General features: G+C 72.8%; 22 protein-coding genes. 1 reads left to right on the top strand and 21 read right to left on the bottom strand.

Annotation, left to right across the window (positions count from 1 at the left end):
- Positions 1-111 precede the first annotated feature (111 nt).
- The 13 genes from UIS43_RS09490 to hisI form a co-directional block, all read right to left on the bottom strand.
- Positions 112-1,359 carry a hypothetical protein gene (locus UIS43_RS09490; protein ID WP_370012973.1) on the bottom strand — a complete coding sequence of 416 codons (1,248 nt, stop codon included), beginning with the start codon at positions 1,357-1,359 and terminating at the stop codon, positions 112-114.
- Positions 1,360-1,453: 94 nt separating this feature from the next.
- Positions 1,454-2,566 carry a prolipoprotein diacylglyceryl transferase gene (lgt, locus tag UIS43_RS09495; protein WP_071622469.1) on the bottom strand — a complete coding sequence of 371 codons (1,113 nt, stop codon included), beginning with the start codon at positions 2,564-2,566 and terminating at the stop codon, positions 1,454-1,456.
- Positions 2,567-2,621: 55 nt separating this feature from the next.
- A complete protein-coding gene (locus tag UIS43_RS09500; RefSeq protein ID WP_370012974.1) occupies positions 2,622-3,602 on the bottom strand; it encodes a DsbA family protein in 981 nt (326 codons plus the stop codon).
- A gap of 45 nt (positions 3,603-3,647) precedes the next feature.
- On the bottom strand, positions 3,648-4,160 hold the full coding sequence (locus tag UIS43_RS09505; protein ID WP_013154187.1) for a MauE/DoxX family redox-associated membrane protein: 513 nt from the start codon (positions 4,158-4,160) through the stop codon (positions 3,648-3,650).
- Positions 4,161-4,772: 612 nt separating this feature from the next.
- A complete protein-coding gene (trpA, locus tag UIS43_RS09510; protein ID WP_013154188.1) occupies positions 4,773-5,591 on the bottom strand; it encodes a tryptophan synthase subunit alpha in 819 nt (272 codons plus the stop codon).
- A complete protein-coding gene (trpB, locus tag UIS43_RS09515; RefSeq protein WP_013154189.1) occupies positions 5,588-6,805 on the bottom strand; it encodes a tryptophan synthase subunit beta in 1,218 nt (405 codons plus the stop codon). Before trpB ends, trpA begins: the two co-directional genes overlap by 4 nt.
- A 240-nt stretch (positions 6,806-7,045) precedes the next feature.
- Complete coding sequence (gene trpC / locus UIS43_RS09520; protein WP_013154190.1) at positions 7,046-7,852, bottom strand: indole-3-glycerol phosphate synthase TrpC; 807 nt, start codon at positions 7,850-7,852, stop codon at positions 7,046-7,048.
- A gap of 219 nt (positions 7,853-8,071) precedes the next feature.
- Positions 8,072-8,401, bottom strand: a complete 330-nt coding sequence (locus UIS43_RS09525; protein WP_013154191.1) for a CD225/dispanin family protein — start codon at positions 8,399-8,401, stop codon at positions 8,072-8,074.
- A 92-nt stretch (positions 8,402-8,493) separates the two neighbouring features.
- Positions 8,494-9,009 (bottom strand): DUF2752 domain-containing protein, encoded by a 516-nt coding sequence (locus tag UIS43_RS09530; RefSeq protein ID WP_358171522.1) that lies wholly within the window; start codon positions 9,007-9,009, stop codon positions 8,494-8,496.
- A gap of 113 nt (positions 9,010-9,122) precedes the next feature.
- A complete protein-coding gene (locus UIS43_RS09535) occupies positions 9,123-9,518 on the bottom strand; it encodes a CD225/dispanin family protein (RefSeq protein WP_370012977.1) in 396 nt (131 codons plus the stop codon).
- A gap of 267 nt (positions 9,519-9,785) precedes the next feature.
- On the bottom strand, positions 9,786-10,118 hold the full coding sequence (locus tag UIS43_RS09540) for an HGxxPAAW family protein (RefSeq protein WP_370012979.1): 333 nt from the start codon (positions 10,116-10,118) through the stop codon (positions 9,786-9,788).
- Positions 10,118-10,810: a Trp biosynthesis-associated membrane protein gene (locus tag UIS43_RS09545; protein ID WP_370012980.1), complete on the bottom strand. Its 693-nt coding sequence runs from the start codon at positions 10,808-10,810 to the stop codon at positions 10,118-10,120. Before UIS43_RS09545 ends, UIS43_RS09540 begins: the two co-directional genes overlap by 1 nt.
- Positions 10,807-11,151 carry a phosphoribosyl-AMP cyclohydrolase gene (gene hisI, locus UIS43_RS09550; RefSeq protein ID WP_013154196.1) on the bottom strand — a complete coding sequence of 115 codons (345 nt, stop codon included), beginning with the start codon at positions 11,149-11,151 and terminating at the stop codon, positions 10,807-10,809. Before hisI ends, UIS43_RS09545 begins: the two co-directional genes overlap by 4 nt.
- A 209-nt stretch (positions 11,152-11,360) precedes the next feature.
- On the opposite strand from hisI, the gene UIS43_RS09555 reads away from it, so the two are divergent.
- Positions 11,361-12,356, top strand: coding sequence for a sugar isomerase (locus tag UIS43_RS09555; RefSeq protein WP_013154197.1), 996 nt, complete (start codon positions 11,361-11,363; stop codon positions 12,354-12,356).
- A gap of 250 nt (positions 12,357-12,606) precedes the next feature.
- Here UIS43_RS09555 and UIS43_RS09560 read toward each other — a convergent pair whose 3' ends face one another.
- The 8 genes from UIS43_RS09560 to hisB form a co-directional block, all read right to left on the bottom strand.
- Positions 12,607-14,454 (bottom strand): ABC transporter ATP-binding protein, encoded by a 1,848-nt coding sequence (locus UIS43_RS09560; RefSeq protein WP_370012981.1) that lies wholly within the window; start codon positions 14,452-14,454, stop codon positions 12,607-12,609.
- The gene (locus UIS43_RS09565) at positions 14,451-16,466 is read right to left on the bottom strand and encodes an ABC transporter ATP-binding protein (protein WP_013154199.1); all 2,016 of its coding nucleotides are present in this window, start codon (positions 16,464-16,466) and stop codon (positions 14,451-14,453) included. The genes UIS43_RS09560 and UIS43_RS09565 overlap by 4 nt, the downstream gene beginning before the upstream one ends.
- A gap of 316 nt (positions 16,467-16,782) precedes the next feature.
- Positions 16,783-17,364: a peptidoglycan-binding protein gene (locus tag UIS43_RS09570; RefSeq protein ID WP_013154200.1), complete on the bottom strand. Its 582-nt coding sequence runs from the start codon at positions 17,362-17,364 to the stop codon at positions 16,783-16,785.
- Positions 17,365-17,713: 349 nt separating this feature from the next.
- Positions 17,714-18,487 (bottom strand): imidazole glycerol phosphate synthase subunit HisF, encoded by a 774-nt coding sequence (gene hisF / locus UIS43_RS09575; RefSeq protein ID WP_013154201.1) that lies wholly within the window; start codon positions 18,485-18,487, stop codon positions 17,714-17,716.
- Positions 18,484-19,245 carry a bifunctional 1-(5-phosphoribosyl)-5-((5-phosphoribosylamino)methylideneamino)imidazole-4-carboxamide isomerase/phosphoribosylanthranilate isomerase PriA gene (gene priA / locus UIS43_RS09580; RefSeq protein ID WP_013154202.1) on the bottom strand — a complete coding sequence of 254 codons (762 nt, stop codon included), beginning with the start codon at positions 19,243-19,245 and terminating at the stop codon, positions 18,484-18,486. The genes hisF and priA overlap by 4 nt, the downstream gene beginning before the upstream one ends.
- A gap of 70 nt (positions 19,246-19,315) precedes the next feature.
- Positions 19,316-19,975 carry an imidazole glycerol phosphate synthase subunit HisH gene (hisH, locus tag UIS43_RS09585; RefSeq protein WP_013154203.1) on the bottom strand — a complete coding sequence of 220 codons (660 nt, stop codon included), beginning with the start codon at positions 19,973-19,975 and terminating at the stop codon, positions 19,316-19,318.
- A 17-nt stretch (positions 19,976-19,992) separates the two neighbouring features.
- Positions 19,993-20,154, bottom strand: coding sequence for a hypothetical protein (locus UIS43_RS09590; protein WP_013154204.1), 162 nt, complete (start codon positions 20,152-20,154; stop codon positions 19,993-19,995).
- On the bottom strand, positions 20,155-20,748 hold the full coding sequence (gene hisB, locus UIS43_RS09595) for an imidazoleglycerol-phosphate dehydratase HisB (RefSeq protein ID WP_026338663.1): 594 nt from the start codon (positions 20,746-20,748) through the stop codon (positions 20,155-20,157).
- Positions 20,749-20,751: the final 3 nt, after the last annotated feature.

Below are 20,751 nucleotides of genomic sequence, written 5' to 3' on the forward strand. Positions count from 1 at the left end.
CGGACCGGTGTGTTCGGGGGTGTGTGAGGCCGGGAATCCTCGCCGCGCCTCGTGTGACCTCGGGTCGGTCTGTCGCAGATCCTATCGGGGCCTCCGACAGGCCGGGACAGACTACTCCTCGGCCTGCTCCGCCGCCTGGTTCACGGCCACGACCTCCTCGTAGACGTAGCGCGCCGCGTTCATGGAGGCGACGCTCAGCGTCGCCATGTCGGCGTTGTCCCCGGGCGGGGAACCGTCGGTGTCGGCCACCCAGAACACGGCCAGGTAGTGGCCCATGACCTGGGTCGTGGCCTGGCTGTAACCGTCCTGGAGGCCGGGGATCTCGTCGCCGGTCTGCGTGAGCAGGAACCCGGCGCCGCTCTCGGCGTTGGTCGGGTCCAGCTCGCGCTCGACCTCGGCCGCGGCCTCGGCGTTGGCCAGATCGAACAGGGTGAACTGGGCCACGTGCCGCTCGTCGCCGTCGGTGTACACGCCGGAGGCGGCCTGGACGCAGTTGGCGTCGATCAGGCTCTGGCCGAGCTCCTCGCCCCACACCAGGGAGGTGCAGGAGTCGGTGACCGAGCCCTGGCGCAGCTCCAGGTTCACGTCGTCCAGGCCGATCTCGCGGACCGGGTCGAAGACGCTCTCCTCGGTCATCGGTTCGATGCCCTCGGGGCGCTCGTTGATGGCGCCGAAGACGTCCTCGCGGTTGGGCTCGGACAGGTACAGCTCCGGGGTGAGGGTGCTATGCCCGTCCGGCGGGGCCACGACCGTGTCGTCCCCGCCCGCGACGGCGCCGCCGTTGCCGGCGAAGAGCTGGTAGGACAGCAGGCCGAGGAGGGCGATCAGCGCGATGCTGAACGCTCCGAGCAGGAGGCCGAGCACGGCGGTGCCGCGCTTGCGCTTGCTCTGCTCGGCGAGGGTGTACACGATCTGGTTGGGCCGGTCGCCCAGGACCGAGACCCTCTTGATAGCGGCGGCGGAGAAGGCCGAGACCTTGTTGACTCCCGTGGCTCCGGCCCGCCTGCCTCCGGCGGCCCGGTTGCCCGGGCTCCTGCGGCGGGAGGAGGCGCGGGCCCCGCGGCCCTTCCTGCGGCGCGAGGCGCGTCCGCCTGTCTCCTCGGCGTCGTCCGCGTCGGCGTCGCCGGTGCCGTCGTCCTCTTCGTAGGCGTCCTCGTCGTAGGACCCGTCGTCATAGGGTCCGTCGTCATAGGGTTCGTCGTCGGCGGGACGGGTGTGGCCGTACTCCGCGGAGAAGTCCTCCTCGGGGTCGTACCCCTCCTCGTCCCGGTCCAGGATCTGGTCGTCGGTGCGGTCCTCGGTGCGGGCGCTTTGGGCGCGGCGGCCTCTGCGGCCGTACCCGGACTCAGCTCTGCTCACGGTCTTTCTCAATCGTCAACCCGTGGTCTGCTCGAAAGGTACAGGGGCCCAGATGCGTGTCCGGACACGGCCGGTCCACGTGGCTTCCCTGTGTCTACTCGGGCTTCGTCCCGGGTTCGGTTCCCGTGTCCCCGGCGTCCCTGTCGGTCGAGCCCTCGCTACTAGATCGTTCAGGGCTCGGGTGGTATTCCGTCCCCGCCTCCTGTGAGCTGGAGCTTTGCGAACCGACACGCGATTCCTCGCTGTCCAGGGCGCTGTAGACGGTGCTGTCGTCGCGCGTCTCACCATCGGTTGTGGGCCCGAACACCTGGGTTCCGGCGTCGTGGCCGTGGGGGACGACGGCGCTGGAGAAGGAGTCGATGCGGCGTCCCGCCCACACGAAGTAGGCCAGGGCGGCGAGGAGGACCAGGAGGGAGGTCCAGTTGTTCAGGCGCAGGCCCAGGAAGTCGTTGGCCGGGTCCACGCGCAGGTACTCGATCCAGAACCGGCCCGCGCAGTAGCCCATGACGTAGAGGGCGAACAGGCGTCCGCCCTGGAGGGAGCGCTCGTAGCGGCGGCCCGCCCAGGCCAGCAGGACGGCCAGGCCCAGGCACCACAGGGACTCGTAGAGGAAGGTGGGGTGGTAGGTGCTCACGCCCAGTTCCATGCCCGGGCGCAGGGCGCCGTTGGGGTAGGGGGTGATCTCCACGGCCCAGGGCAGGTCGGTGGGCCTGCCGAACAGCTCCTGGTTGAAGTAGTTGCCCCAGCGGCCCAGGGCCTGGGCCAGGGGGAGGGTGGGGGCGATGGCGAAGGAGAGCTTGGACATGGACAGGCCGCGCTTGCGGGCCACCAGCCACACGCCCAGGGCGCCCATGGGGATGGCTCCCCAGATGCCGAGTCCGCCCTCCCAGATGTACAGGGCGCGGATGGGCTCGCGGCCCTCGGCGAAGTACAGCTGCGCGTCGCTGATGACGTGGTAGAGGCGCCCGCCGACCAGGCCCAGGATCACGGCCCACACGGCCATGTCCATGATGGTGCCCTTCTCGCCGCCCATGGCGGCCCAGCGCCGCTCGCTCCACAGCACCGCGACGATGACTCCGGCGAGGATGCACAGGGCGTAGAAGTGGATCTGCAGCGGCCCGATGGGGATGGAGTTGACCTGCGGGCTGGGGAAGGCCGCGAGGGCCCGGCCGAACTCGACCGCGCCCTCCGTGGCTGTCGACGACAATGTCACTGGTCTGCTCTCGGGTTCGCCCCGCGTGCGGGGGTGTCTTCGGGGATGGCTACTCCGCGCCACCCCCGTCGCCTGTGGGTTGGGTGTCGACCTCGCCGGGTTCCGCTGAGGCGATCGCCTCGTTGAGGCCCCGGGCGGTCATGGCGGTGTCGTTGTCGAGCAACTCACCGTTGATGTAGACGGAGGGCGTTCCGCGGAAGGCGTTGTCTCCGCTGTAGCGAGTGTAGGCGTTCCCGGTGGCTTCGATGATCTGGCCCGTGTAGGTCCCCTCCAGGAACGAGGGGTCGTGGCCGTGCTCGGCACCCCAGGCGAGCAGGTCGGACAGCACCATGGTGGCGAGGGTCTCCTCGCCGATCTGCGCCATGGCGTCCTCGGACAATGCGGGCAGGAACTCCTCGGTGAACCGGGAGACCACGGCGGCCTCGTCGTCCACCCGCTGGTCGAACTGCTCCTGCTGCTCCGGGCTGGGGCCGGTCTCGGCGAACCACTCCTTGAGCTGGTCGACGGTGAAGCCCTCGGTGCGCTCGGTGGGCTGGTGCTCGAAGAGGATGTCGTTGTAGCGCACGAACCGGTCGTGGTCGGCGGCGGCGCGGGCGGCGGCCCCGGCCCGCAGCGAGTTGCTGCTCAGGGGCACGGGCTGCTGGGCGAAGATGCTGACCGGCCGGTAGTGGACGATGGCCTCGCCCTGGGCGGCGTTCTCCTTGAGGACGCCGCCGTTGAGGAGTTCGAACTGGCGGCAGGCGGGGCACTGGTAGTCGGCGTAGACCTCGACGACGGGGGCCGAGGCGCCCTCCTGGGCCATGACGACGCTGTCGTCCTGTTGGAGGGTGGTGGGCGCCAGGGCCCCCTCGTACTCGCCGCTGCGGCGGTCGGCGTTGAGGGCGACGTAGCCGATGCCGACGATGAGCAGCACCGCCGCGGCGGCGACGCCCACCACGATGAGGGTTCTGTTGCGCTTGGCCCTGCGCTGGTCCTTCTCCCTCTGTTCCTTGAGTTTCTCTCGGGAGCGCCTGCGCGCTTCACTGCCCATGTCTTCCCCTGTTCCTCACTGCTGGATACGGTCGGCCGTCCGGGGTCACCGGAAGAGGCCGAGTGCGCGGTCGACGGCGAAGGGCGAACGCGGCCAGACCGCGACGAAGGCGCCCATCGCCGCGAAGGCGATGTCGCGGGCGATGGAGAGCCCGTAGGTGGTCTCCTCCGGGTCGACCTGTCCGCCGCCGCCGAAGCAGCCGCAGTCGATGCTCAGGCCCCGGGCCATGGCGGAGAGGATCCCGGCGATGAAGACGACCATGAGCAGCGCGCTGACGGCGCCGACGTAGCGGGTGGCGAGCCCGACCAGGAGCAGGGCGGCCAGGGCGAGTTCGAACAGGGGGAGGGTGTAGCCGATGAACCGCGCGACCTCGGCGGGGAAGAGGTCGTAGGCCTCGACCGCCTGGACGGACAGGGCCGGGGGGAACTTGGAGACGGCGGCGAAGACCAGGACGGCGGCCAGCCCGACGCGGCAGGCGAGGCTGAGCCAGGGCTGGACGGCCTCCCAGCGCGATCCGGGCGCGGGTTCGGTGGCGGGCGTCTGGTCGGTCGTGTCCATCACTGCGGCCTCCGGGGAGAGAGCGGGCGGGTCATCGGATGTGCGGGGCGGGTGCCCCCGTCTGCGGGCGGGGGCGGGAGCCCCTGCCTCCTTCCGTTCGGTGCGGCCGTGGCCGTGGCGCCCACCGGAGCGGACGCGGGTCCTTCCATGGAGTCGTCGCCGGGCCGTGCGGGGTTCCCGGGACGCGGGGATGTGGCCACCGCCACCCGCCCCCGTGCGCGTCCGGGGCGGACACGGGTCCCGGGGGCGGGTGGGCGTGGGAGGAGGGGAACCTCGCGACCACGGTGCGTGGGCGCGTCGTCGCCCTTCGCGTCGGGTCAGATCCTACTGCTTGTGTTGAGTGCGTGACGCTGTGTCCGGGATTTCGGGCGCAGCGAGCGGCGTCCCCCGGAGCGGAGGGCGTCCCCTCTCCTTCATGAGGACCTGGTCGAAGGGGTGCCGGGAGGTTCTGCGGGGGTCCTCTCACCCGGTTCTCACCGGCTTGACCGCCGCCTTGCCCCGCCCCGCGGCGGACGGGCCCGGAGACGGGGGGCGGCACGACGAAGGCGGGGGCCGTCCCGTGGACGGCCCCCGCCGGTGTTCACGCGTCCCGCTGGTCGCGGGCCCCTCGGATCAGGTGCGGCCCGAGCGCACGCCCTGCGCCAGTTCCTGGGCGAAGGAGCGGACCGCGACGAGCCCGGTGTCCAGGTCCGGCGCGTCCAGGACCCGCTGGCAGAACCCGGCGCCGACGATCACGCCGTCGGCGTAGGCGGCCACCTCGGCGGCCTGGGCGCCGGTGGAGATGCCCAGGCCCACGCAGACGGGCAGGCCGGAGTCTCGGGTCGCCTCGCGGGTGCGCCGCACCAGCGCGGCGGCGGTGTCGGCGACCTGGGTGCGGGTGCCGGTGACGCCCATGAGCGAGGCGGCGTACACGAAGCCGGTGCACTCGCGCGTGGTCAGGGCCAGGCGCCGGTCGGTGGAGGAGGGCGCGACCAGGAACACCCGGTCCAGGCCGCAGGAGTCGGAGGCGGCCACCCACTCCTCGGACTCCTCGGGGATGAGGTCGGGGGTGATCACCCCGGCCCCGCCCGCCTTGGCCAGGTTCGCGGCGAAGCGCTCGACGCCGTAGCGCTCGATGGGGTTCCAGTAGGACATCACCACGGCGGCGGCGCCGGTGGCGGCGGTGGCCTCCACCACGCGGAACACGTCGTCGGTGGTGGTGCCCGCGGCCAGGGCTCGGTCGGCGGCCCGCTGGATGGTGGGGCCGTCCATCATGGGGTCGGAGTAGGGCAGGCCGACCTCGATGACGTCGCAGCCCCCCTCGACCATGGCCTGGATGACCCGGACGGAGGACTCCACGTCGGGGAACCCGGCGGGCAGGTAGCCGATCAGGGCGGCGCGTCCGGCCTCGCGGGCCTCGGCGAGCTTGGTCTGCAGTGCGGTGGCGCTCACGCCTGTCCCTCCGGGTCGACGAGGCCGAAGTAGGCGGCCGCGGTGTCAACGTCCTTGTCGCCGCGCCCGGAGAGGTTCACCAGGATGACGGCGTCCGGGCCGAGGCGCTCGCCGAGCTTGCGGGCGCCGGCCAGGGCGTGCGCGCTCTCGATGGCGGGGATGATGCCCTCGGTGCGGCACAGCAGCCGGAAGGCCTCCATCGCCTCGGCGTCGGTGACCGGCTCGTAGGTGGCGCGGCCGGTGTCGGCGAGGTAGGCGTGCTCGGGGCCCACCGCCGGGTAGTCGAGTCCGGCGGAGATGGAGTGGCTGGGCAGGGTCTGGCCGTACTCGTCCTGGAGCACGAAGGTGCGCGCCCCGTGGAAGACGCCGGGGCTGCCCGCCGTGATGGAGGCGGCGGTGCGGGTGGTCCGCGCCCCCTCCCCACCGGCCTCGAAGCCGTACAGGGCGACCTCCTCGTCGGGGATGAAGGCCGCGAAGACGGCCATGGCGTTGGAGCCGCCGCCCACGCACGCGGCGACCGCGTCGGGGAGCCTGCCGACGCGCTCCAGGACCTGTTCGCGGGCCTCCTGGCCGACGACGAAGTGCAGGTCGCGCACGAGCTTGGGGAAGGGGTGCGGTCCGGCGACGGTGCCGAACAGGTAGTGGGTGCGGTCGACGTTGGCCACCCAGTCGCGGAAGGCCTCGTTGATGGCGTCCTTGAGGGTGCGGCTGCCGATGGTGACGGGGACGACCTCGGCGCCGAGCATGCGCATGCGGGCGACGTTGAGCGCCTGGCGGCGGGTGTCCTCCTCGCCCATGTAGATCACGCACTCCAGGCCGAGCAGGGCGCAGGCTGTGGCGGTGGCCACGCCGTGCTGTCCGGCTCCGGTCTCGGCGATGACGCGGGTCTTGCCCATGCGCCTGGTGAGCAGGGCCTGGCCGAGGACGTTGTTGATCTTGTGGGATCCGGTGTGGTTGAGGTCCTCGCGCTTGAGCAGGATCCGCGCGCCGCCGCAGTGCTCGGAGAAGTTGCGGGCCTCGCTCAGGGCGCTGGGGCGCCCGGTGTAGTCCTTGAGCAGTTCGGCGAGTTCGGCCTGGTACTGGGGGTCCTGCTTGGCCTTCTCCCACTCCGCGGCCACCTCGTCGAGGGCGGCGACGAGGGCTTCGGGCGCGAAGCGGCCGCCGAAGCGGCCGTAGTGCCCGAGCTGGTCGGGCAGGGGTTGGTCGTGGCTCATTGCACGCTCTCCTGGGAAGGGCCGAGCGCGGGGCTCCCCCGGCCTCGCGCCGCGGGGTCCGCGCGCCGACCGGCTGTGCGCCGCCCGGCTCCGGCGGCGCGTTCTGACTGTGGGTCAACGCGGCGGCGGGAACCCGCGGCTCACTGGCGCGGGTTCCCTAGAGCCATCGCCATCTGCGGACGGGGCGCGTCGCCGCCGCGTCCGCCGGTGCCTGCGTCAACCCTCTCACGGTCTGTGCCCCTAGTTCCGGTCCCGCAGGGCGGGGTGGGCCCCGGCGGTGACCAGGTCGGCGACGGCCTCGCGCGGGTTGCGGCCGCGGACGAGGCTCTCGCCGACGAGGACGGCCCCGGCTCCGGCTCCGGCGTAGGCCAGCAGGTCGTGCGGGCCGCGGACACCGGACTCGGCGATCTTGACGACGTCGGAGGGGATGAGGGGGGCGAGCCGGGAGAAGGTGTCCCGGTCCACCTCCAGGGTCTTGAGGTTGCGGGCGTTGACGCCGACGACGGTGGCCCCGGCGTCGAGTGCGCGCGCGACCTCCTCCTCGTCGTGGACCTCCACCAGCGGCATGAGGCCGAGCGAGCGGGCCCGCTCCACCAGGGAGACCAGGGCCTCCTGGGGCAGGGCCGCGACGATGAGCAGCACGGCGGAGGCGCCGAAGACGCGGGCCTCCCACAGCTGGTAGGAGCTGACCACGAAGTCCTTGCGCAGCAGCGGGGTGTCGACCGCCTTGTGGACGGCCTGGAGGTCGGCGAGGCTGCCCTTGAAGCGGCGCTGCTCGGTGAGGACGCTGATCAGGGCGGCGCCGCCGGCCTCGTAGTCGCGGGCCAGGGCCGCGGGGTCGGTGATGGCCGCGAGGGGGCCCTTGGAGGGGCTGGCCCGCTTGACCTCGGCGATGACGTGCACGCCCGGGCGGCGCAGGGCGGCTTCGGCGTCCTTCGGGGTGGGCACCGACCCGGCCTGGGCCTTGAGGCGGTCAAGGGGCAGGTCCTCCTGCCGCTGCGCCAGGTCAGCGCGTACTCCGTCGAGGATCTCGTCGAGCACGCTCACCAGTTACTGCTCCCTCGTGAAAGTGGGCCGGCACGGCGGTGGCCCGGGTGCGGGCTCCTCGCGCGGCGGGATCGGACACCGCCGCACCGTGTTGCTGGTCATCGTATCCACCCGTGGGCGCCGCGGGGTCGCCGACCCCGACGTGACACCCCGTGGAGGGTCTCGTGGGGGTCGGGAACGCTCCGCCCGGGCGTGCCGGGGCGGAGCGCCGGGGGCGCGCTAGGCGTTCGCGGCTACCACACCGAACATGACCACGAAGAACAGGATGTACAGCACGAGGATGACGGCACAGACGATGAAGCTGACCAGTCCGATGATGCCCAGGATCTTGGCGGTGTCGGAGGCGGACTGGGCTCCGGCGTAGTCGCCCATCTCCCACTTGCTGTTGACCTGGAGGGAGAAGATCAGGCCGATGATGCCGATGACGGTGCAGCTGAGGATGCCGAGGATGTTGTGCATCAGGTAGTTCTTGGGCGGTCCGCCGGGGGGCGGGCCGCCGTAGCCGCCGGGAGGACCGTAACCACCGGTGTGGGGAGGACCGTAGTTCATGTGATGGCACCTTTTCGGGACGTCGTGGTCGTGTGCGGCGGCGCGTGGCCGGGTTCGCCGGGTAGGACTGCGGTGGGGTCGTCCTGGTTCTGCTACCAGCCGGGAAAGAGCGGTGTCCCGGGGGCGAGGAAGGAGAACCAGGGGAGGTTGCGCAGGACCCAGTGCGCGGTGACGACGATGAGGAACAGCCACAGGAACCAGCCCGGTGTGAGCTTGGGGGGGCTCTTGGGCGGTCGCACGGAGCGGTAGAGCCAGAGCCCGTAGGTCCAGGCGATGTAGGGGGCCAGCAGCCACAGCAGGGGGTTCATGCTGATGGAGGCGAGGACCTCACCGTGTGTGAGCAGGGCGATCGCCCGCATGGTGCCGCAGCCGGGGCAGAAGGTGCCGGTGAGGAGCAGCCAGGGGCAGGTGGGGTAGATGCCGGGCTCGTTGGGGTCCACGAAGTGCAGGAGGGTGGCCCCGGCCAGGCCGAGGACGCCCAGCCCCACGGGCCATACGGCCGGGTGCAGTGCCCGGAGCCGATTACTGACCCGCCCCGTCAGGGAGCGTGCGGCCGGGGGCGCGGGGGGCGAGCTCTGCGGCGGCTCGCTGGACTGTGGGTACGACACGTGACCAGCTTAGGGGTTGGGGCCCGGGGGTCGGGGCCCGAGAAAACGCGCCCCCGAGCGCCGGGGCGCTCGGGGGCGGAGGGAGGACGCGGGCAGGGCCCGGGCCTCGCCCGTCAGTACGTCGTGTAGGTCGGGGCGGTGGCGGCGGCGCCGATGCCCAGGACGACCACGAAGATCATGTAGATGACCCACAGGGCGACCCAGATGCCGCCGAGGATGAAGGCGATCTTCGTCCACTTCTTGGACTGCTTCTGGGCCTCCAGAGCGCCGGCCTGGTCGCCGCGGTTCCACAGGTCGTTGACCTTGGTCGCGTTGATGATGGCCGGGATGGCGAAGGGCCAGCAGCAGAAGATGGCGACGATGGCCCAGACCAGGCCGTTGTCCGGCGGAGGACCGCTGGGGGCGCCGTAGCCGCCGGAGGGCGGGCCGTAGCCGCCGCCCCCGGGGGAGCCGTAGCCGCCGCCGGGGGGCGGGCCGGGGTTGCCGGGGGGAGGGGGACCGTAACTCATGCTCGGTACAACTTTCCGGAAGAGGACAAGGGATTTGCGCGGCGCATGCGGGAACACTCCGGCCCAACACGGGGCAGGGTTGGATCACCGGATCGCATACACCGCGGGCAGAAAGGAATGATGCCAGATCGGTGAGACTCCCACCGAACCGAACCGACGCGGCAGTCGTAGCCGGTGGGCCGAATCTACCCGCCCCGTGGGACCTTCGTCCATATTTCCGTTATTCACTCGTTGTGAGCTGCGGCTTCCCCGGTGTCCCGGTGTCCGTCAGGCCTTGGTCGCGTCGGGGTCCAGGGCGGGGCCGGGCTGCGCGGCGGCGGGCTCGGGCTGCGCGGCGGCGGACTTGCGGCCGGCCTCCCACTCCTCGCGCGTGGGCGGAACGGGGCGGGGCTCCTTGCGGCCGTAGCCGGCCTTCTTCATGACACCGGCGATCGCGGCGAGCACGACGCTGGCGACGAGGGCGACGGCGGTCCACAGCAGCAGGTCGCCGCCGAGGAAGACGATGACGAAGGCCGCCACGGACCACGCCACGATCCAGGACACGGTGAGGAACCAGGCGGACGGGGTGTTGCCGTGGTCGTCGTGGTGCTCGTCGGCCATCAGGTGTTCTCCTTAGGTTCGGCTGGGCGTGCTGCCCGCGGTGCGTGGGCGGCGCCGTCGGGGTCCGTGGGCGTGGCGCCCGCGGACTCGGCGTCGAGTGTGGGGTCGTCACCGGCGTCCAGCGACCTCCACAGGTCGGAGGGCGTCTCGGACCGGGTCGCGCGCGGTGCGGCGTCCCGATCGTACCGGGTGCCCATACCAGGCCAGGCAGGGGCTCGCAGTACCGCGACCAGCCCCGCCGCGACCAGGAGGACGGCTCCGGCCGCGGCCATGGCGGGCCCCAGGGCCAGCAGGCGGGGGTCGGCGGCCACCTGGGCGGCCCCGGCGGTGTCGGTGGTGCTGTCGGCCATCGCGGCCAGGAGCGCGTCGGGGCGGGTGGCGCCCCAGACGGCGTTGAGGGCGGCCGCTCCGCCCAGGGCGACGAGGAGGCCGACCGCCCGGCGGCCCCAGCCCCTGGCGGCGTACAGGCCGGCGATCCCGGCCAGCCCGGCCCAGCCGAAGCCGCTCAGGGCGCCGGTGAGGTCGGTTCCGGTGAGCTCCACGGAGACGGGGGCGACCGGCCCCGGCGCGGTGAGTTCGCCGGTCGCCCACGGGCGTCCGGCGGCGGCGAGCAGGAGTCCGGCCCCGGAGGCCAGGGCGAGCATGGCCAGGCCGTACTCCCGGCGCACGCGGGGCGAGGAGGCCGAACTCACAGGAGTCTCCCGGCGTCGAAGCAGGTGTGGTCGCCGGTGTGGCAGGCGGCCCCCTCCTGGTCGACGCGGACCAGGAGGGTGTCCCCGTCACAGTCGAGTGCGACCGACACCACACGCTGGGTGTGTCCGGAGGTGGCTCCCTTGACCCAGTACTCGCCGCGGCTGCGCGACCAGTAGGTGGCGGAGCCGGTGGTGAGGGTGCGGTGCAGGGCCTCGTCGTCCATCCAGGCGAGCATGAGGACCTCCCCGGTGTCGTGCTGCTGCACGACGGCGGGGACGAGGCCGTCCGGGTTGCGCTTGAGTCGGGCGGCGATGTCCGGGTCGAGGCTGGTGACGCTCATGCACTCCAGGTTATGGCCGCCGCCGGAGCGTCCCGCACCGGGTGTCCCCTGGCGTCGGGGGTGCGGGTCGGGGCGGTGCGGGGGCTGTTCGGGACGGGACGGCGGGGAGGGCGGGGCCGGGGGACGGTGGGCGCCGGGAGCCGGGGGCCGCGGATGTCCTAGAGTTCGTGCGTCGTCCCTCGCCCTGCCTTCGTACCCTGGGGGGTTTCGTGACCGCCGAGTCCCTGTCCCGCGACCTCGCGGGCAAGCCCGAGGCGCTGATCCGGCTCGCCGAGCGCTTTCCGCGGTGGGATCCCTACGCCGCGCTGCCCGCGCTGCTCGACGACGAGCCCGCCGCGGTGCGCTTCCTGGGCCTGGGCGCGGCGCGGCACGCGTGCGAGGTGGCGGCGGCGCGGCTGCGCCGGGCGGGGATCGCGGCGAGCGCGGACTTCTCCTCGTCGGCGGAGGAGCCGCCCGCGGGGCCGGAGACGCTCGTGGTCGCGGTGAGCCTGGGCGGTGGGCAGCGCGAGCTGTACACGGTGCTGGACCGCTACGTGGCGCGGTCGCCGGTGATCGTGCTGGCCCCGTCGGTGGACTTGGTGGTGGGGCGGCAGGCGGATCTGCTGGTGCCGCTGCACGCGGGTGAGGAGGCGAGCGGTGTGGGCTGTCGCGCCTACCAGCACGCGCTGGCCCTGCTCCTGCTGTTGGGGCACCGTCTGGGCGCGCCCCGGCCGGGCAACAGCCAGTCCCTGCCGGGGCTGCTGCGCCGCACGGCGAACGCGACGGCGTCGCTGTTGGAGAGCGCGCCGGGGTGGGTGCCCGAGGTCGCCCGGATCCTGGATTCGCCGCACGGGGTGCACATGGTGGCCCCGGCCGAGCGTATGGCGTCGGCCTGGCAGGGGGTGCGGGTGCTGCGCCAGGGGCCGGTACGGGTGGCGCACGCGTGTGAGACCGGGGAGTGGTCGCACACCGACCGCCACCTGGCGGCGGTGACGGACTACCGTGCGCTGCTGTTCGCTGGTTCGGCCTACGACGAGCGCTTCGCCCAGCACCTGGGGCAGTTGCGGGGGGCGTTCGTGGCGGTGGGCCCCACCCCCGGCCAGGAGCGGATGCCGGAGGCGGAGCTGACCGTGCGCTACCCGGGCGACACCGACCAGGACGTGAGCCTGCTGGTGGAGCCGCTGGTGGCGGAGCTGCTGGCGGCGCACTGGTGGCGCGGCCGGTAGCGCCCGCGGGGCGGCGGGCGGGCCGTGCGTCCGCGGGCCGTGTGTCCGCCGACCGAGGCCGGTGACGCCCTCGGCGGTCGGCGGCGGGCGTCCACAGGCCCGGCAGGGGCGTTGCCCGGGTCCGGTCGGGCCGGGGAGAATGGACCGGGGGCCGCCCCCGCCGTCGGGGCGGACACGGCGCCCCCGGACCAACGCTAGCCCGGCGGCCGTGCGGGCGCACCCCCTTCCGCTGGCCTGTGGACGGTCCCGGTCAGGCCGAGGAGCGCACCCAGGAGGCGTACAGGTCGGCGTACACGCCCGGCCTGTCCACCAGTTCGGTGTGCGAGCCGCTCTGCACGACGCGCCCGTCGTCGAAGACGAGGACCCGGTCGGCGGCCTCGGCGGTGGAGAGCCGGTGCGCGATGGCCACGGAGGTGCGTCCGCGGGTGAGCCGGTCCAGGGCTCGCTGGATGCGCACCTCGGTGTGCGGATCCACCGCCGAGGTGGCCTCGTCCAGTACCAGCAGGTCGGGGTCGGCGATGTAGGCGCGCACCAGGGCGACGAGCTGCCGCTCCCCCGCCGAGAGCGACTCCCCGCGCTGGCCCACGGGGGTGTCGAGTCCGTGGGCGAGGCTGTCGAGCCACTCGGTCAGCCCCAGTTCGGTGACGGCCGCCTCCAGTTCGGCGTCGGTGCTCTCGGGGCGGGCGAAGCGGATGTTGTCGCCCAGGGAGCTGTCGAAGAGGAAGCCCTCCTGCGGGACCATCACCACGCGGCTGCGCAGGGAGGAGAAGGCCACCTCGCGCAGGTCGACGCCGTCGAGCCGGACGGTGCCCCGGGCGGGGTCCATGAGGCGGGTGAGCAGTTTGACGAAGGTGGTCTTGCCCGAGCCGGTCTCGCCCACCACGGCCACGCGGGTGCCGGGGGTGATCTCGACGCTGACGTCGTCGAGGACGACGGGGCCCTCGGGGTAGGAGTAGGTCACCCCGTCGAAGGAGACCCGGACCGGTCCGCGCGGCAGCACCCGGCCCGCCTCGCCGGGGTCGGCGATGTCGGGGACGGTGTCGAGCACGCCCAGGACGCGGCGCCAGCCCGCGATGGCGTTCTGGGCCTCGTTGAAGATCTCGGTGGCCATCATCATCGGCTGGATGAACAGGGTCATCAGGAACAGGAAGGCGATGAGCTGCCCGGCGGTCAGGCCGCCGTCCAGGCCGAGCCAGACGCCGATGAGGACGACGGCGGTGTTGCCCAGGGCGGCGATGATCTCGGCGAAGGGCGAGACCGCCATGGACAGCCGCTGGGCGCGGATCTGGGAGCGGCGCGTGGTCAGGACGGTGGTGTCGATGCGCTCGGCGGTGCGCCCCTCGGTGCCGTGGGCGCGGATGACGGAGGCGCCCATGACGGTCTCGCCGATGACGCCGAGCATGTCGCCGGTGTTCTCTCGGACCGTGAGGTAGGCCTTGGAGAGCAGCTTCTGGAGCCAGCGCACGCCGAACAGCAGCGGCAGGAAGCAGATCCACACCACAAGGGTGAGCTGCCAGGAGTAGACCGCCATCAGGACGGTGGCGACCAGGAGCTGGCCGCTGCTGACCAGCAGGAGCAGGCCGCCCCACTGCATGAAGGTGCTGATCTGGTCGACGTCGCTGGTGACGCGCGAGACCAGGGCGCCCTTGCGCTCGCTGTTCTGGGTGAGCACGGACAGGTCGTGCACGTGCCGGAAGGCCTTGCGGCGCAGTGTGGCCAGGCCGGACTCGGTGGCCCGGTACAGGCGCATGTTCATCAGGTAGGAGCAGATCATGGTGACCACGAGCAGAGCGGCGCAGACGGTCACCATGCGGGTGACGAAGCCCAGGTCGGGGCCGTTCGCGCCGGTCAGCCCGTTGTCGATGATCTGCTGGACGGCGATGGGCACGATGACCTTGCCGGCGGTGGCCACGACGGCGAAGACCAGGGTGAGCCACAGGCCGCGGGCGAACTCCGGGGAGAGCCGCAGACCGCGCCTGAGCGTGTCCATCGCTCCCTCGGAGGAGCGGTGCAGCGACACGGCCGGGTCGTCGGGGGCGCGGCCGGGCCGCTCCTCCCCCTCCCGCTCTCGCTGCTCGTCGCGGGTGGGCGCGCTCATCGGGTGGCCTCCTCGGCGGCGTCGTCACGGGTGGGGCGGGCGGGTTCGAGGGGGCCTGGTTCCTCGGGCAGCGGGTCTGTCTCGGCCTGCCCCTCGGCGGAGGCGCGCTCGTAGGCGGTGACGAGCCTGGTGTAGCCGGGCGAGGTGGTGAGCAGTTCCTCGTGGGTGCCGCGGGCCAGCACGCGTCCGCGTTCCATGTAGACGACCTCGTCGGCGAGTTCGATGGTGGCGCGGCGGTAGGCGACCACGACCACGGTGGCGGCGTCGTCGCGTTCGCGCAGGCCCGCCAGGATCTGCGCCTCGATCTGGGGGTCCACGGCCGAGGTGGCGTCGTCCATGATGAGCAGCCTCGGGCGGCGCACGATCGCGCGGGCCAGGGCCAGGCGCTGGCGCTGCCCTCCGGAGAGGGTGGTGCCCTTCTCGCCGAGCCGGGCGTCGAGTCCGCCCTCCAGTTCTCGGACGAAGCCGTCGGCGCGGGCCAGGCGCAGGGCGGCCCAGACCTGGTCGTCGTCGGCGTCGGCGCCCAGGGTGATGTTGTCGCGGACGCTGTCCTCGAACACGAAGGTGCCCTGGGGCACCAGGGCAGCGTGCCGGGGGATCTGGTCGCGGGCCAGGTCGCGCACGTCGACGCCGTCGAGGGTGACGGTGCCCGTGTCGGCGTCGACCAGGCGCATGAGGACGGTGGTGAGCGTGGACTTGCCCGACCCGGTGGGGCCGACCAGTGCGACGGTGCGTCCGGGGGCGATGTCCAGGTCCACGCCGTTGAGGACGGTGGTGCGCGGCGCGGTGTCGGCTCCGCCGTCCATGAGGTCGCGCGCGCCGCCCCGCGCGTCGTAGGAGTCGGCGTAGGAGAAGGTCACGCCGCGGGCGCTCAGGGCGATGCCGGTGGGGGTGTCCTCCAGGGTGCGGGTGCCGTACTCCATGGCGCCGCCGGAGTTGAGTACGGACTGGACGCGGTCCCAGCCCACGACGCTGCGGGGCAGGTCGCCCAGGATCCACCCGAAGGAGCGGATGGGCAGGGCCAGGAGGGTGAACAGGAAGGCGATCTGGACCAGGTCCCCGGCGTCGATGGCGCCGGTGGACAGCCGCCACATGCCCAGGAGCAGGACGGCGAGCACGCCGAAGTTGGGCAGGGCCTCCATGACCGGGTCGAACATCGAGCGCATCCGGCCGACCTGGATGAGCGCGTCGCGCAGGCGGTGGGCGGCGGAGGTGAAGCGCTCGGTCTCGGTGTCCTCGCGGCCCAGGGTCTTGACGACGAGTGCGCCGTCGAAGGACTCGTGGGCGACGCCGCTGACCTCGGCGCGCAGCGCCTGGGCGCGCGAGGCCATGGGTGAGACGCGCCGTTGGAAGACGACGTTGGCGGCGGCCAGGACCGGGAAGACAACGAAGGCGACCAGGGCCAGGACCGGGTCGGTGGTGAGCATGGCGATGGCCGCGATGACCAGCATGAACACGCTGCCGACGGCCATGGGCAGCGGGGCGAGCGGCTGCCAGGCGGCCTCGACGTCGGCGTTGGCGTTGGACAGCAGCTGTCCGGTGGGGTGGCGGTGGTGCCAGGACAGGGGCAGTTCGAGGTACTTGCGGGCGACGGCGCGGCGGTAGCGGGCCTGCATGCGGAACTGCATGAGCGCGGCGAGCATGCGGCGCATGGCGATGCCGGTGGCCTTGCCCAGTCCCACGCCCATGAGGAGCGCGGCGGCGCCGACGAGGGCGGCGGCGGTGGTGCTGCCCTGTTCGAAGGCGGGGAGGATGGTGGCGTCGGTGAGGTGGCCCAGGACCGAGGCGGAGCCGACGTTGACGGCGGCGTGCAGCATGGCCCCGACGACGGCGGCGAGGAAGACCCACGGTTCGGTGCGGGCGGCGACCCACAGCACCCGCATGCCGCGGGCGAAGACCCCGGTGTGCTCGGCGGCGTCGGTCGACTGGCGTGCTCCCGGTCCGTCGGCGGCTCCGGGCGGTGCCGTTCCCTCCTCGTTCTCCGGTTCCCTGGTGCTCGTGCCCCGCGCCATACGCCCCCCGTTCTCCTCCGTGCCGGGCAGGCCCGGCGCAGCCCGGCACGCGCGCGGCGGCCCCCGGGCATGCCGGAGGGCGCGGACGTGCGCGTGTCGTGTCAACCTATCCAGCGGCACCGACAAGGTTCCACCGGATTGTTTCAGCGCGCGGCGCGACGGGGCTATTCCGTCTGGTTCGGGGTGTGGCGGGTCCGGTTCCGGTCGCGGGCGGGGGCGGTCGCGCGCGGCGGCGCCCGGGCCCCGAGGGGGTGGGCCCGGGCGCCGCCGGGAGGGGCGCGTCCCGGTCGCGGTCACCGGGGCGCCGCGGGGCCGGTCAGCGGGCGTAGTCCTGGTAGCTGATCACGGCGTGGAAGGAGACGGGCCCGAAGACGCCGTCGACGCCGATGCCGAAGTGCTCCTGGGCGGCGCGGACGGCCCGCTCGGTGGCGGGTCCGTAGACGCCGTCGGTGGCCAGGTGGGCGTTGAACTTGGCGTTGAGCTCGCGCTGGATCATGGTGACGACCGGGCCGGTGTCCCCGCGGCGGAACTGGTGCTGGCCGAAGACCAGCTCCTGGAAGTGCTCCCAGGTGTCGGGGTTGAGGTCGCCGTCGTTGTGCAGGCCGAAGGCCTCCTGGTAGGTGACGAGGGTGTCGTGCAGGTCCTGGTCGAACTCCAGGTTGAGCTCGCCGGGGTTGATCTCACCCGAGGAGAGCAGCATCTTGGCGGCGTAGACGTCGATGCTGGAGTCGCCGAGGGTGTACTCGGGCCAGACCTGGGACTCGATGGCGGCGAGGACCTCGGGGGAGGTCTGGTCGATGTCGTCCGCCAGGGCGGCGGGCGCGGTGGCGAGGGCGGTGGTCGCGGCGAGGGCGGCGGCCGCGAGGAGGGATGCGGCCCGCCCGGTGGTGGTGGACATGGAGAGGTTCCTTTCCCCTGGGGTCCCTGTGGTCGGTGCTGCGGAGTGGTTGGGTGTTACACACTGTTCGATGTGTGAGACCCGCGCCACGTTCACAAAATGCACGCCAATGCCACCAAAAGGACATAGTTCTCTGTCCTTGTCCTGTTTTCTCAGCACATGCGCCAACCGATTCGACGGTGTGCGCGTGTACCGGGCCACGGGGCGGGACCGGGTTCCGGCCGGAGGCGGGGCCGCGGAACACGGGGGCTCGGACACGAGCGGGCCGGACACGAGGAAGGCCTCCGCGCGCTCGCGTGCGCGCGGAGGCCTTGTGCCTGCAAGCGGCCGGGGCCGGGCCCCGCGCCGCTCAGCGGACGGGGTGGCCCGCCTCGCGCAGGCTCTTCTTGACGTCGGCGATGGTGAACTGCCCGAAGTGGAAGACCGTCGCGGCCAGCACCGCGTCCGCTCCCGCCGCCACGGCCGGGGCGAAGTGCTCCACCGCGCCCGCGCCGCCGGAGGCGATCAGCGGCACCTCCACCCGTGAGCGCACCGCCCGGATCAGCTCCAGGTCGAAGCCCGACCGGGTGCCGTCGGCGTCCATCGAGTTGAGCAGGATCTCCCCCGCCCCCAGCTCGGCCGCGCGCTCGCACCACTCCAGGGCGTCGACCCCGGCGCTGCGGCGCCCGCCGTGCGTGGTGACCTCGAACCCGCTCGGGGTCGGCCGCCCGTCCTCGCGCACCCGGCGCACGTCGGCGGAGAGCACCAGCACCTGGCGGCCGAAGCGCTCGGCGATCTCCCTGATGAGTTCGGGCCGGGCGATGGCGGCGGTGTTGACGCCCACCTTGTCCGCGCCCGCGCGCAGCAGCCGGTCCACGTCGTCGGGGGTGCGCACCCCGCCGCCCACGGTCAGCGGGATGAACACCTGGTCGGCGGTGCGGCGCACCACGTCGTAGGTGGTCTCGCGGTCGCCGCTGGAGGCGGTGACGTCGAGGAAGGTGAGCTCGTCGGCGCCGTCGGCGTCGTAGGTGCCCGCCAGCTCCACCGGGTCGCCCGCGTCGCGCAGGTTCTCGAAGTTGACGCCCTTGACCACCCGCCCGGCGTCCACGTCCAGGCAGGGGATGACGCGCACCGACACGCTCACGGCCGCACGCTCCCGGACTCGCGCACCGTGGCCAGGGCGTCCTCCAGGGTGAAGGCGCCCTCGTACAGCGCGGTTCCCATGATGGCGCCCTCCACTCCCAGCGGCACCAGCGTGGCGATCGCCCGCAGGTCCTCCAGGCTGGAGACGCCTCCGCTGGCCACCACCGGCTTGTCGGTGCGCTCGCACACGGTGCGCAGCAGGTCCAGGTTGGGGCCCTTCAGGGTGCCGTCCTTCTGGACGTCGGTGACGACGTAGCGGGCGCAGCCCTCCGACTCCAGGCGCTCCAGGGTCTGCATGAGGTCGCCGCCGTCGCGGGTCCAGCCGCGCGCGGCCAGGGTGGTGCCGCGCACGTCCAGGCCGATCGCGATCCGGTCGCCGTGCTCGGCGATGATCCTGGCGCACCACTCCGGGTTCTCCAGGGCCGCGGTGCCGATGTTGACCCGCCTGCACCCGGTGGACAGGGCGGCGGCCAGCGACTCGTCGTCGCGGATGCCGCCGGACATCTCGACCTTGACGTCGAGGCGGCCCACGATGTCGCGCAGCAGGTCGCGGTTGTGGCCGCGGCCGAACGCGGCGTCCAGGTCCACCAGGTGGATCCACTCGGCACCGGCGGACTGCCAGGCCAGGGCCGCCTCGAAGGGGTCGCCGTACTGCCCGCCGGAGCCCGCCTTGCCCTGGACGAGCTGGACGGCCTGGCCGCCCGCCACGTCCACGGCGGGCAGCAGTTCGAGTACGGGGGTGGTGGTCTCGCCGGTCATGGAGTCATCTCGTTCTCGTCGGTCGGAAGGTCTTCGGGAGCGGTGGCGGGCCGGGCGCGGCGGACACCGGTCAGAGGGTGTCCACCCAGTTGGCCAGGATGCGGGCGCCCGTGTCGCCGGACTTCTCCGGGTGGAACTGGGTGGCCCACAGGGGTCCGTTCTCGACGGCGGCCACGAACGGCTCGCCGTGCTCGGCCCAGGTCACCCCGGGCGCCGGGATGCGCTCGTTGGTGGGCGTGAACTCCCACTCGCGCACGGCGTAGGAGTGCACGAAGTAGAAGCGGTCCTCGGGGCCGATCCCGGCGAAGAGCCGGGTGTCCTCGGGCGGGCGGACGGTGTTCCAGCCCATGTGCGGAACGACCGGTGCGCGTAGGCGGTCCACCGTGCCGGGCCACTCGCCGCAGCCCTCGGTGACCTCCTCCCCCGCCTCGGCGTCGGAGTCGGCGCGCTCCACCCCCCGGTCGAAGAGCACCTGCATCCCCACGCAGATGCCCAGGACCGGGCGGCCCCCGGCCACGCGCCTGCCGATGATCCGGTCGCCGCCCGCGGCCCGGAGGCTGGACATGCAGGCGCTGAACGCGCCCACGCCCGGGACGACGAGGCCGTCCGCGTCGAGGGCGGCGTGCGGGTCGGAGGTGACGGTGACGTCGGCTCCGGTGCGCTCCATCGCGCGCTGCGCCGAGCGCAGGTTGCCGGAGCCGTAGTCGAAGACGACCACTCGTGACGGCATGGTGCTGCCCTTCCCCTTCAGAAGTAGTCCAGGCGCAGTACGCCGGAGGCCAGCGCGAGCGCCGTGCATCCGGCCAGGACGACGGCGAGGGGCCGGTTGACCCTCCACAGGGCGTACGCGCCCCCGGCGAGGAAGCCCCCGAGCACGATGAGGGCGATCCCCCACAGGTATCCGTCCATCTACAGGGCGCCCTTGGTGGACGGGATGCCGCTGACGCGCGGGTCGTCCTCGGTGGCCGCGCGCAGGGCGCGGGCCAGCGCCTTGAACTGGCACTCGACGATGTGGTGGGCGTTGCGGCCGTAGGGCACGCGCACGTGCAGGGCGACGCGGGCCTGGGCCACGAACGACTCCAGGATGTGGCGGGTCATGGTGGTGTCGTAGTCGCGGCCGATCAGCGGGGCCATGCCCTCGGGCTCGCTGTGCACCAGGTAGGGGCGGCCGGAGACGTCGACGGTGACCTCGGCCAGGGCCTCGTCCAGGGGCACCTTGGCGTCGGCGAAGCGGCGGATGCCGCGCTTGTCGCCCAGGGCCTCGCGGAAGGCCGCGCCCAGGGCCAGGGCGGTGTCCTCCATGGTGTGGTGGGAGTCGATGTGCAGGTCGCCCTCGGTGCGCACGGTCAGGTCGAACAGGCCGTGCTTGGCGAGCTGGTCGAGCATGTGGTCGAAGAAGCCGACGCCGGTGGAGACGTCGGCGACGCCGGTGCCGTCCAGGTCGATCTCGACCAGGACCTTGGTTTCCTTGGTGGTGCGCTCGACGCGTCCGGTGCGGCTCATGGT

The organism is Nocardiopsis sp. LDBS0036 (genome assembly GCF_041228755.1).
Taxonomy (GTDB): domain Bacteria; phylum Actinomycetota; class Actinomycetes; order Streptosporangiales; family Streptosporangiaceae; genus Nocardiopsis; species Nocardiopsis dassonvillei.

Excerpts from the sequence above, each read along its gene's own strand:
- UIS43_RS09500 (WP_370012974.1), bottom strand. The coding sequence starts at position 3,602 with ATGGGCAGTGAAGCGCGCAGGCGCTCCCGAGAGAAACTCAAGGAACAG.
- hisH (WP_013154203.1), bottom strand. The coding sequence starts at position 19,975 with ATGCCGTCACGAGTGGTCGTCTTCGACTACGGCTCCGGCAACCTGCGC.
- priA (WP_013154202.1), bottom strand. The coding sequence starts at position 19,245 with ATGACCGGCGAGACCACCACCCCCGTACTCGAACTGCTGCCCGCCGTG.
- UIS43_RS09505 (WP_013154187.1), bottom strand. The coding sequence starts at position 4,160 with ATGGACACGACCGACCAGACGCCCGCCACCGAACCCGCGCCCGGATCG.
- trpB (WP_013154189.1), bottom strand. The coding sequence starts at position 6,805 with ATGAGCCACGACCAACCCCTGCCCGACCAGCTCGGGCACTACGGCCGC.
- hisB (WP_026338663.1), bottom strand. The coding sequence starts at position 20,748 with ATGAGCCGCACCGGACGCGTCGAGCGCACCACCAAGGAAACCAAGGTC.
- UIS43_RS09590 (WP_013154204.1), bottom strand. The coding sequence starts at position 20,154 with ATGGACGGATACCTGTGGGGGATCGCCCTCATCGTGCTCGGGGGCTTC.
- UIS43_RS09565 (WP_013154199.1), bottom strand. The coding sequence starts at position 16,466 with ATGGCGCGGGGCACGAGCACCAGGGAACCGGAGAACGAGGAGGGAACG.
- UIS43_RS09570 (WP_013154200.1), bottom strand. The coding sequence starts at position 17,364 with ATGTCCACCACCACCGGGCGGGCCGCATCCCTCCTCGCGGCCGCCGCC.
- UIS43_RS09560 (WP_370012981.1), bottom strand. The coding sequence starts at position 14,454 with ATGAGCGCGCCCACCCGCGACGAGCAGCGAGAGCGGGAGGGGGAGGAG.
- UIS43_RS09525 (WP_013154191.1), bottom strand. The coding sequence starts at position 8,401 with ATGAACTACGGTCCTCCCCACACCGGTGGTTACGGTCCTCCCGGCGGC.
- UIS43_RS09540 (WP_370012979.1), bottom strand. The coding sequence starts at position 10,118 with ATGGCCGACGAGCACCACGACGACCACGGCAACACCCCGTCCGCCTGG.
- hisI (WP_013154196.1), bottom strand. The coding sequence starts at position 11,151 with ATGAGCGTCACCAGCCTCGACCCGGACATCGCCGCCCGACTCAAGCGC.
- UIS43_RS09535 (WP_370012977.1), bottom strand. The coding sequence starts at position 9,518 with ATGAGTTACGGTCCCCCTCCCCCCGGCAACCCCGGCCCGCCCCCCGGC.